This window comes from Kovacikia sp. CALU 1929, from assembly GCF_056784235.1.
Map to the genome: position 1 here is coordinate 22028 of NZ_JBXBCF010000106.1, position 10139 is coordinate 32166.

The window sequence follows — 10139 nt, forward strand, 5'->3', positions numbered from 1 at the left end:
GGATAGGCTTTAAATAGGCTAAAGTTTACGTTTCAGCTAGTGGTTCAATTCTGAAAGCCTATCCGCAACCCCTTAACTACTAAGGGTTAGGGCTTTTCGGATAGGCTTTAGATGGGAATTAAGGAAACTCCACCATGCTTGTTTGTCCTAACTGTCAGTTTGAAAACCCGAACACAAACAAATTCTGCCAGGAGTGCGGCGCTTCGCTAACCCACAATACCTGCCCAGAGTGTAGTAGTTTGGTGCCCTTTGATTCAGTGAATTGTCCAACCTGTGGGGCGATCGCTGGGATGATCTGGCAAGCGATCGTGGTTGATTATCGGGAACCACAGACAAAATCTATTTCGTCTAACGCAGCTTCCGCAGCAGCTTTTCCGAATTCAGGCGCTTTCTTAGACCCGCAGGAACGTTACCGCATTTTGGAAGCCCTCCCCCCGCTAGGCGAAGTTGGAGCAGCGAAGCGGTTGAGAGTATTAGACTGCCAGCCCTTTCAGCCTTCCCTGCTGGAAGCGCTGGTGCAAGAAAAAGCAGCTACTTCAACCATAGAGCCTTCAGTCAGCCCAACCGAAGATCAAATCGACTCAACGGCTGGTCCGCAATCGACCAGTTTTATAACATCGGTCACGCTGCCAGCGATCGCCAAACCTTATCTGACCTTGCAAGATAAGTGCAACCAGGCACTGCCATTCCTGCACGATACGTGGCAACAAAATGGACAACAAATTTTGCTGTTGGAAGACCGCTCCCTGCTCCCCCACCTGACTGATTTGTGGTCCAACGATGAATTAATCATTCCCCAGCTTCAGCTTTTGCATTGGCTCTACGAAATGGTTGAGCTTTGGAGCCTATTAGAAACGGTCAACAGTCAGCAAAGTCTCCTGGAAACCTCTAACCTACGGGTCGATGAAGATCAGGCTCTTTGTCTCCAGCAGATTTACACGAACGCTCCAGACCAGCCCCCTACCCTGTATCATCTGGGACGGCTTTGGCAAATTCTGTTTGCCCAGTCTCAACAAACCCAGCTAGGGGCAATTACTTTATTGTTGGCGGATCTAGAAACAGGCAATTTAACCACTATTCCTGATGTACGATCGCGAATTGAGGCGATCGCGGATGACCTTCAAACAACCTACTCCGAGTTTGATCAAATGCTCGATTCTGACCCTCTGGATTCCTCTGAGTTGGCAATCACCAACTTGCCGCCTGAGGTGCCTACCAATGGCTCTGCCGACATCAGTAGCTCAGTTGCCTCTACCCGATTGGAACCGTTCAATGAGGTTGCCACGTTTGTAGAAGATGAGGGTGAGAGCGAAAGTGATGATTTGCCAACCGTTGTTCTACCAATGCAGTTGTTCAATCTGGAAGATGCTGGACGTACTGACATTGGTCGTCAGCGAGACCATAACGAAGACTATTTTGGGATTGAAACCCAGATGAGTCGGTTAGAAAGCCCCTCTGGCAAAACCGTCCACGTCCGTAATCTCTATATCCTCTGTGATGGCATGGGCGGACATGCCGGAGGAGAAGTCGCCAGTGCCTTAGCGGTCGATACCCTGCGCCAGTATTTCAAGGAAAAGTGGCAAAGTTCCCCCTTTTCCAGGGATGGTTCTGGCAACCTCCCCAACTCGGATGCCCTAAATGAAGCCGTACAGCTTGCGAATAAGGCGATTTACGACGTTAATCAGCAAAATGCCCGTTCTGGTAGTGGGCGCATGGGAACAACCCTGGTGATGGTTCTGATTCAAGACACCGAGGCGGCTGTTGCCCATGTGGGAGACAGTCGGCTCTACCGTTACACCCGCAAACGCGGTTTAGAACAGATTACAGTCGATCACGAAGTTGGACAGCGGGAAATTCAGCGGGGGGTTGACCCCGACATTGCCTATGCCCGTCCCGATGCTTACCAATTAACCCAGGCACTTGGACCACGGGATGAGCATTTCGTTAAACCCGATGTGCAGTACTTTGAACTGAATGAAGATACCTTACTGATACTTTGTTCCGACGGACTATCCGACAATGACCTGCTGGAAACCCACTGCAAAGCAACCATTGAACCTCTATTAAGTTCCCACACCAATCTGGATCAGGGAGTTGGGCAGTTGATTGATCTTGCAAACCAATACAATGGGCATGACAACATTTCGGCGATCGTCATTCGCGCCAAAGTTCGTCCCAACCTGGATCATCTACGGTAGGTGGGTGGGAGTTGTTGTTGTTAGTTGTTAGTTATTAGACTAATTTTCTAATTACCAAAAACTAAAAATTAAAAACTAATCTCCTATTCCCCGTCTTCTAACTCTCAATCTCAACTCTTGCCCCGTTGCCCCACCCAACGGCTCATCGCCAGCAGCATGGTCATCCTGACCTTACTTGATCCCCAACAGCGTACTCCTGTTAAGCAGTGGCAGTTTGAAGATGAACCGCTGCTTCGGATTGGGCGTGCGCCTGGGAATCACATCGTGCTTGAAAATCTACTGGTTTCTCGCTTTCATCTAGAACTGCGTCGGATTAATCTCCCCGTTTCCGCTTCCCAACCTCAAGTAGGGTGGCAACTGGTCAACCATAGTGCCAACGGAACCTTTGTCAATGGCTACCTGATGTCTCAGGGCATCCTTTCAGAGGACACTTTGATTCAGTTAGCCAGGGGAGGACCCCTACTGCAATTTCAAATGTCGTCGCCCCCCTCCCAGGCAAATTCCAGTCCACCACCGCCGTTGGAACTGTCCCCTCAACTTCCAGTTCTCCCACAGCAAAACGTCAGCCCTCCCGCTCAAAAACCACCCCTTTGCGCCCATGAAGGCAACGCCCCTGGGAACTTGTTTTGTATCCACTGTGGCCAACCCGTCAAAATTCAGCAGACTATTCGCCAATATCAGGTGTTACGTGTCCTGGGTCGGGGAGGGATGGGCACAACCTACCTGGTGTGGAACCCCAGCATGATCATGCCAGCAGGGCAGGTGCAGAGTGGGTTACAGGTATTGAAAGAAATGAATGCGGATATGGCTCGTATTCCTAAAGCACAGGAATTGTTTGAGCGAGAGGCAAATACGCTTAAAACACTGAACCATGCTGGCATTCCCAGGTTTTACGACTTCTTCATTGAGGATGGGAAAAAGTATCTGGTGATGGAGTTGCTACATGGGAAAGATATGGAGAAGTGGATACGCAGCCAGGGACCCATCAGTCAGGAACAGGCAGTCACCTGGATGATCCTGACTTGTGAAGTCCTGGAGTATCTCCATAATCGGCAGATTCCCATTATCCACCGAGATATTAAGCCTGGAAATCTGTTAGTAGAAAACCGCAGCAATCGCGTAATTGTCTTGGATTTTGGCGCAGTTAAAGCGGTAGGAATGCCGTCCAGAACTCGGATTGGGGCAGAGGGATATAGTGCCCCAGAGCAAAATCAGGGGCGACCTACCACTCAGTCCGATCTCTATGCCATCGGTCCTAGCCTGATTTACCTGCTCACCGGAGATAGCCCGATCCGCTATTACAAAAAGCAGAGTCTGGGGTATGGCTTCAATTTAGAGAAACTGTACGCCGCTTCTCCAGAGCTACAAAAGGTGATTGAGCGGGTAACGGCTTACCGTCCGGGCGATCGCTACCAGACCGCGAGGGAGCTGGCGCAAGCACTGGCAAAGTGTCTTTGAAAGGCTAAAGGATGAAGGATAAATTACAAACTCTATCCTTCATCCTTTGAATTCACCTCGCCTATTCTTCCTCTTCCCAGCTATCAACTGCCAGTATATCGCTGACAGGATCTTGCATCGTGAAGTCGTAGGCAAGAAGTTCCTGTTTTAGAAAAGACCAATCGTCCCCATAGAGGAGGGCGATCTTCCAAATACTGTCTGTTGGTTTTAGCAATTTTGAGTCGATCAACTTTTGCACTTGTCGCTGCAACTTGACCATTGGGTGAATAACCTGCTGGCTCATACTGTGTTTGGGGATCCTAATTTTGCAAATACTTCTCGAAGGCTTCCTAACTGTGTTTCGGAAATGAATGTTTCGGAAATGTATTGATAGTCGCGTCTTTGGGGAAGCAGCTTTTTCAGCTATTGATATTAACACACTACAAGATCATGGCAAGCATTTTCCTGATTAATTCAGGTGGGATAACCGAACAACCTGCTTAAATTTGCATGATTACTTAAGGAATGCCCAATGCTTCTCATTTCGTCGGTTAATACCGTGTCGGCTAATACCGTGCTGACTACTTCCGAGTTCCTATTTAAGATCTTAGTTCATCTTTTAGCAAGGGTTCAACTGGAAAATTAATTTAAGCAATCGGGAATCGGGAACTGGGTATGGGTAATTAAGTTTGCTGCCTCCTTTGCCATCCATCCTCTGCGGTTATTCTCTATGATTGGGGCAGAGGTTTCGATCGGATTCCATGCAATTTATTGATCAGGCAGACATTCAGGTACAGGCGGGGAAAGGTGGCGACGGCTTGGTTGCCTTTCGGCGGGAGAAGTATGTTCCAGCAGGAGGACCCTCTGGTGGGAATGGCGGCAGGGGCGGATCCGTGATTTTGAGCGCGGTCGAAAACCTGCAAACGCTACTAGACTTTCGCTATAACCATCTGTTCAAGGCAGATGATGGGCAGCGGGGCGGACCCAATAACCGCACAGGCGCATCGGGACGAGATCGCTGGATTGAAGTGCCCTGTGGCACAGTTATCTACGATGCTGAAACCGAAGAATTAATTGGTGATCTGACAGAACCTGGACAAACCCTTTGTGTTGCCCAGGGGGGTAAGGGCGGGTTGGGGAACCAGCACTTCCTGAGTAACCGTAATCGTGCCCCAGAACGGGCACTGCCAGGACTACCAGGAGAAGAGCGATCGCTGCGCCTGGAACTCAAACTATTAGCTGAAGTGGGCATTATTGGATTGCCGAACGCGGGCAAGTCAACTCTGATTGCCGCCCTTTCTGCTGCCCGCCCCAAAATTGCCGATTATCCATTCACAACCCTGGTGCCCAATCTGGGTGTAGTTCGCAAACCCAGCGGCGATGGCACCGTCTTTGCGGACATTCCAGGACTGATTGAAGGGGCACACCTGGGATTAGGACTGGGTCACGAGTTTCTCCGCCACATTGAACGAACCCGCCTACTGCTTCACCTGGTTGATGTCACCAGTGCCGATCCTATGGCTGACTACGCCACCATTCAAGAAGAACTCCGGGCTTACGGCAGGGGGTTAACAGAGCGCCCTCAAATTCTGGCACTGAGTAAGATTGATGCCTTTGCCCAGGATGCCGCCCAGGTAGAAGCGATCGCCACTCAGCTTGAAGCCCTCAGCGGCGCTCCCATCTTCACCATTTCCGCCGTTACCCGTGACGGATTAGACCCACTCATGCACCACGTTTGGCGGGAGCTAGATGAGTTGGTTCCAGTGGAATAGTGGATACCCCCTCTCTCTCTCACCTATTCCCTGCCCCCCAAACCGGAGATGTTGCGGGATATACAAAAAGAGGGATGCCGCCTTAATGCCAATGGTGTAAATTCTAGAATGTCCGCATTTGTTAACAAAATATAAAATTAGAATCTGAAACCGGAACATAAACAGATTGGGATGCCTCCGCCAAGCATGATAGAGCTTTGTTGAGAACCATGAACTAATTCCTGGATGCACAACTGAGGTTGAGCGGCTAAGGCTGGTTGAATGGGCTTTTGGTAAATCTACCGTTAGATCAGATGACTCGCGTTTTTGAAACCATTTCCGATGGGGCGGCAATCTGCGATCGAGAGTGGCGTTTTACGTTTGTCAATCAAAGAGGAGCCGAAATCGCGGGGCGATCGCCAGAGGAGTTTGTAGGACAATCTCTCTGGGATATCTATCCCCAGGCAGTGGGTTCAACCGTTTATAACGAATTGGAACGGGTTTTAACTGAACAAATTGTCGTCCGCTTTCAAGCTTTCCATGCGGCTCTCAACTGCTGGCTTGAGGTACGGGCTTATCCAATTCCATCGGGTGTCATCATTTTGCACCAAGACATTTCTGCCTGGAAGCAAACAGAAGTGGAGTTACAGCAAAATTGTGATGCCCTATCCAGTCAGATCGAGGAGCAACTCACCCAGCTCCAGCAAACCAGACATGAGTTAGAACGCCAAATCAATCAGCGACAGCAAGCAGAGGATGCCTTACAGTCTACCAATGAAGCGTTTGCCCATCTGCTCGAAAGCATTACCGATGGTTTTTGTGCGGTAGATACTGAGTGGCAGTTTACTTACGTTAACCACCAGGCTGAGCGACTGTTACAGAAGTATTCCAGTGAATTGTTGGGGCGCAATTTGTGGGAAGTTTATCCCCAGTTGGTTAGCACCGCGCTTTACCACCAATGCTATGAAGTCGTAGAAACCAGGACTTCCAGGCACCTGGAAACCCGTTGCATGAGCCGCGATCGCTGGTTTCAGGTGAGCCTCTATCCCTCCAATCGTGGGCTTTCAATCTTTTTTCAAGATATCACTACCCGTAAAGCCGTTGAGCAGGAGCGCGACCAACTACTGCGACAGGAGCAAGCTGCCCGTGCCCATGCAGAAATTGCCAATCAGCGCTGTACCTTCCTGGCAAATGCTAGCAATGTTCTGGCAAGCAGCCTCGACTATGAGACAACTTTGGCAAATGTAGTTGAATTAGCGATTCCACTGCTGGCAGACTTTTGTATGCTGCATCAGCTAACCCCGGATGGCAGGCTACAGCCTATCATGGCGTGGCATAGAAATCAGGCTAAACAGGATCTTTTGAATGAGTTAAGCTCGCTTTACCAAACGTCGTCTGAGAATCGCAGTAGTTTGATGGCGCAGGTGCTACGGACTGGCGAGCCACTGATGGTTGCTGACTTTTCAGCCGTTGAGCCACTCCTCCAGGACGCTCGAATTGCCACGATTCATCGTCAACTGATGCCAAAATCCCTTCTGATTGTGCCCCTGACTGCACGGGGGCAAAAGTTTGGAACGATGGTAATGGCAATGGCAGAGTCTAACCGCCAATACGACCCGCTTGATCTGTCAGTGGCTAGTGACCTAGCTCGACGGGCAGCGATCGCGATCGACAACGCCTATCTCTATGAAAAAGCTCAGGAAGCCAACCGTCTGAAAGACGAATTTTTAACTACGCTGTCCCACGAACTCCGGACCCCACTGAACGCCATTACCGGGTGGACAAATATGCTTCAGTACCAGCGACTCAGCCAGGAAACTGTGGTTCAAGCGCTGGAAGTGATTGAACAAAAGTCAATCGCCCTGACTCAACTGGTCTATGACGTGCTCAGCCTGTCACAGGTTGTTACAGGTCAGTTTCGTCTCCGACTCAGCTTAGTCAGGCTGGATGAATTAGCCCAGCAGGTGATTGAGTCACTCGACCTTGCGGCAACTGCCCAGGGAATTCATCTAATTACGGATCTCGACCCATCCCTTGAACTACTTTGGGGAGATGAGCGGTATTTGCGCCAAATCCTGATGAATTTAATTTCCAATTCAATTAAGTTCACTCTCCCCGAAGGACAGGTGAATATTCGTCTGGTTCAAGTCGATCAGGCAATTCAAATCGTCATCTCTGACACTGGTAAAGGAATTACACCCTATTTTTTGCCCCACGTTTTTGAAACCTTTCGCCAGGAAGATGGCTCAACTACCCGCCATTACCGGGGAATGGGAATTGGTTTATCGTTGGTGCGCCATCTGGTGGAATTGCATGGGGGAACCGTCCAGGCTTTTAGCGAAGGAGAGGGCAAAGGGGCAACCTTTACGGTCGAGTTGCCGATCATGCGACCACCCCCTACCTCTACCCCTATCTCTGAAGTGCAAATCCCCCTATCTGAACGGTCTATATCCCAGACCGCTGCATCGGCAGAATCGCTTCTGCTAAAGGATCGGCGTATCCTCATGGTTGACGCGCAATTACATTCCAAACAACCCTTAATTAACCAGCTTGAGCAAGATGGGGCTGACTTGCTGGGAGTTGCGGCAGCTACGGATGCGATCGAAATTCTGGAACAGTTCGATCCCAATCTTCTTCTAATTCATCTTGTCAGAGATAGCGTGAGCAATCAAGAAATGAAACTACTTGCCACCGCGAAAGCCTATGCAGCATCCCACGGAACCGATTTACCTGCGATCGCCCTCACTCCCCATCGCAGCCAGCAAGGACGACAGAGAGCGATCTCCCTGGGTTTTCAAATTTACCTCTCTCAAAACACCCATCCCGAAGAAATTGCCACCATTATTGCCGCGATCGCCAGACCAGTAGCATTAACTTAAGACTGAAGGCCCTGATCTACCTTGTTCTCCAGCCTTTTTCTCCAAGCTTAACCTGGGAAGAACGGGCCGCCACTCTGAGGTTTCTGTTTACTTCAGTGCTATTGGTTTAGTGATCGATACAGAAGAATTACTAAACGCGATGCCGAGGAACCTCGCAACTTTGAGGTATCAACCTGGCAGAAGATTCCCCTGTTAGCTACACCCTGAAACGGATAAAACATAAGAGTTCCCAACCACAGGAATCCCCCCCACTTGCACATTGACTTGATAGGGATTGGTGTTAGTCCGGGGAGCACCTGAAAGGGAATAGTTTTTTCGCTCTGGCAATCCAGCCACCCGGTTGTATACGGTATCTGCGGTATCGTCTCTATATTTCAGGTTCATCTGGACGTTATAGTCACCCCGATTCAGGGGCATAATGCTGGCAACATAACGACGGAAATTTCGGTTGCTGGGCACGATAAAATCGGTATTCCAATTGTCACGGGTGACGCCAGTACCGGGGGGTGAAACTGACTTTTCAACTCGCGTTCCACCATTACCTACAGCTTGAGTGGCACACAGGCTTGAGTTTGGGCATTAGCCGATTGAGCCAGCATTGACAACCCTGTTGCAATAACTGCACCCGCTACAGCAATGCGTCCTAATCGAAACATCATGAGGTAATCCTCCTAGCTAAAAAAGTTTTTTGGAAACTATTTATAGTGATTCTCAACTTTGTGAGGTACGTTTTTAGTCGGTATTGGTCATTGGTCGCCCACGAGGGACTAATGACTAATGACCAGCTTGTACCGCATCAGCATGAGAACTACTGTATGTTTTAGTATTTATGTTTTAATCATTGTGGTGAGGCTAAAAACAGGATAAATAGAAACGACATTGTAACCATGTCACACCTTTTGCATCTTCAAAATCTGTCACGCTAAGTAGGTGGGATTCATTAAATATAAGACCTGTGTAGGTTGGGTTTCACAAAGCTCAACCGAATGGCTCTAAGGCGATGGAAGAACTGATGGCAAGCAAGTTATATGCCTCAACCCAACCTACACAAGTCGTTTATTCAGAGGCGTAACTTCATAGGTATCTAGGCACGACGACGAATCAGAGATTCCCAAATGAAAATAGCAATGATTGCCCCAAGAATTGCCACAATAATTCCGGGAATGCTGAGACTGGCTGCGGTGAGTTGCAGTGTTCCAGTTTGCAATAAGGTGAGGATGCTGCCACCAACCACGGCTCCGATAACACCTAAAATGATATCAGTGATAAAGCCGCCACCCTGCGTTCCAGGGTAAATCATCTTAGCGATCGCCCCAGCAATGAATCCTAAGATAATCCAGGCAATGATATTCATGTATTTCCTTCCTTGAATCTACCAACGTTTGAATTCTATGGTTTTGATCCAGCTAATTCATCAACCAAAAGTTTCATTTCCTAAGTTCCAGAGATCCACTGAAATGACTAGCCTATTGTCATTTTGGTAGTGCCCTTTTGTAAAGGGTAGAGAAAATTAGAGTCGCTATGATAGATCAGCCCTGATTGTGCAACTACTCCCAGCCTTAATCCATCTACATTTGATTCCACTGAACATAGCTATAAAAGTCCCTCTCCTAAATTTAGGAGAGGGACTTTTGGATAATGGTTACACAGCTAGTAATTTAACAAGCAAATTTTGAATGATTACAAACCTTCAAAACCCCGCAAATTGGTTTTTCTAGATTAGATTACCAGGCAAAGTACCTTGGGTGAACCACAATTAGACAAAAACAGATTAGATGCGACGGTCAGGACGCTTTTCGACCGTTGGGCGACCCTTTGTATCTACATCTAGTTCTTCCCGACGGATCTGTTCTTCCGCATCGATCACGTCTCTA

7 protein-coding genes are annotated in these 10139 nt (G+C 48.8%); 4 read left to right on the plus strand and 3 right to left on the minus strand.

The window, feature by feature from the left end:
• Positions 1–134: 134 nt before the first annotated feature.
• Together AC1S52_RS29785 and AC1S52_RS29790 are read left to right on the plus strand one after the other, a co-directional pair.
• Positions 135–2198, plus strand: a complete 2064-nt coding sequence (locus AC1S52_RS29785; RefSeq protein ID WP_482032677.1) for a serine/threonine phosphatase — start codon at positions 135–137, stop codon at positions 2196–2198.
• Between the two features lie 117 nt (positions 2199–2315).
• Positions 2316–3656, plus strand: a complete 1341-nt coding sequence (locus AC1S52_RS29790; protein WP_482032678.1) for a protein kinase domain-containing protein — start codon at positions 2316–2318, stop codon at positions 3654–3656.
• A 61-nt stretch (positions 3657–3717) separates the two neighbouring features.
• Here AC1S52_RS29790 and AC1S52_RS29795 read toward each other — a convergent pair whose 3' ends face one another.
• Positions 3718–3939 carry a DUF4327 family protein gene (locus tag AC1S52_RS29795; RefSeq protein ID WP_482032679.1) on the minus strand — a complete coding sequence of 74 codons (222 nt, stop codon included), beginning with the start codon at positions 3937–3939 and terminating at the stop codon, positions 3718–3720.
• Positions 3940–4396: 457 nt separating this feature from the next.
• On the opposite strand from AC1S52_RS29795, the gene obgE reads away from it, so the two are divergent.
• Both obgE and AC1S52_RS29805 read left to right on the plus strand, forming a co-directional pair.
• Positions 4397–5407, plus strand: a complete 1011-nt coding sequence (gene obgE / locus AC1S52_RS29800) for a GTPase ObgE (protein WP_482032680.1) — start codon at positions 4397–4399, stop codon at positions 5405–5407.
• A 293-nt stretch (positions 5408–5700) separates the two neighbouring features.
• Complete coding sequence (locus tag AC1S52_RS29805; RefSeq protein ID WP_482032681.1) at positions 5701–8265, plus strand: hybrid sensor histidine kinase/response regulator; 2565 nt, start codon at positions 5701–5703, stop codon at positions 8263–8265.
• A gap of 192 nt (positions 8266–8457) precedes the next feature.
• On the opposite strand, the gene AC1S52_RS29810 is transcribed toward AC1S52_RS29805, so the two are convergent.
• Both AC1S52_RS29810 and AC1S52_RS29815 read right to left on the minus strand, forming a co-directional pair.
• Positions 8458–8724, minus strand: coding sequence for a hypothetical protein (locus AC1S52_RS29810; RefSeq protein WP_482032682.1), 267 nt, complete (start codon positions 8722–8724; stop codon positions 8458–8460).
• 625 nt (positions 8725–9349) lie between these two features.
• Positions 9350–9619: a GlsB/YeaQ/YmgE family stress response membrane protein gene (locus tag AC1S52_RS29815; protein ID WP_482032683.1), complete on the minus strand. Its 270-nt coding sequence runs from the start codon at positions 9617–9619 to the stop codon at positions 9350–9352.
• Positions 9620–10139 lie beyond the last annotated feature (520 nt).

Bases quoted from the DNA above. Each gene is read 5' to 3' on its own strand.
- AC1S52_RS29785 (WP_482032677.1), top strand. From the start codon at position 135: ATGCTTGTTTGTCCTAACTGTCAGTTTGAAAACCCGAACACAAACAAA.
- AC1S52_RS29795 (WP_482032679.1), bottom strand. From the start codon at position 3,939: ATGAGCCAGCAGGTTATTCACCCAATGGTCAAGTTGCAGCGACAAGTG.
- obgE (WP_482032680.1), top strand. From the start codon at position 4,397: ATGCAATTTATTGATCAGGCAGACATTCAGGTACAGGCGGGGAAAGGT.
- AC1S52_RS29805 (WP_482032681.1), top strand. From the start codon at position 5,701: ATGACTCGCGTTTTTGAAACCATTTCCGATGGGGCGGCAATCTGCGAT.
- AC1S52_RS29815 (WP_482032683.1), bottom strand. From the start codon at position 9,619: ATGAATATCATTGCCTGGATTATCTTAGGATTCATTGCTGGGGCGATC.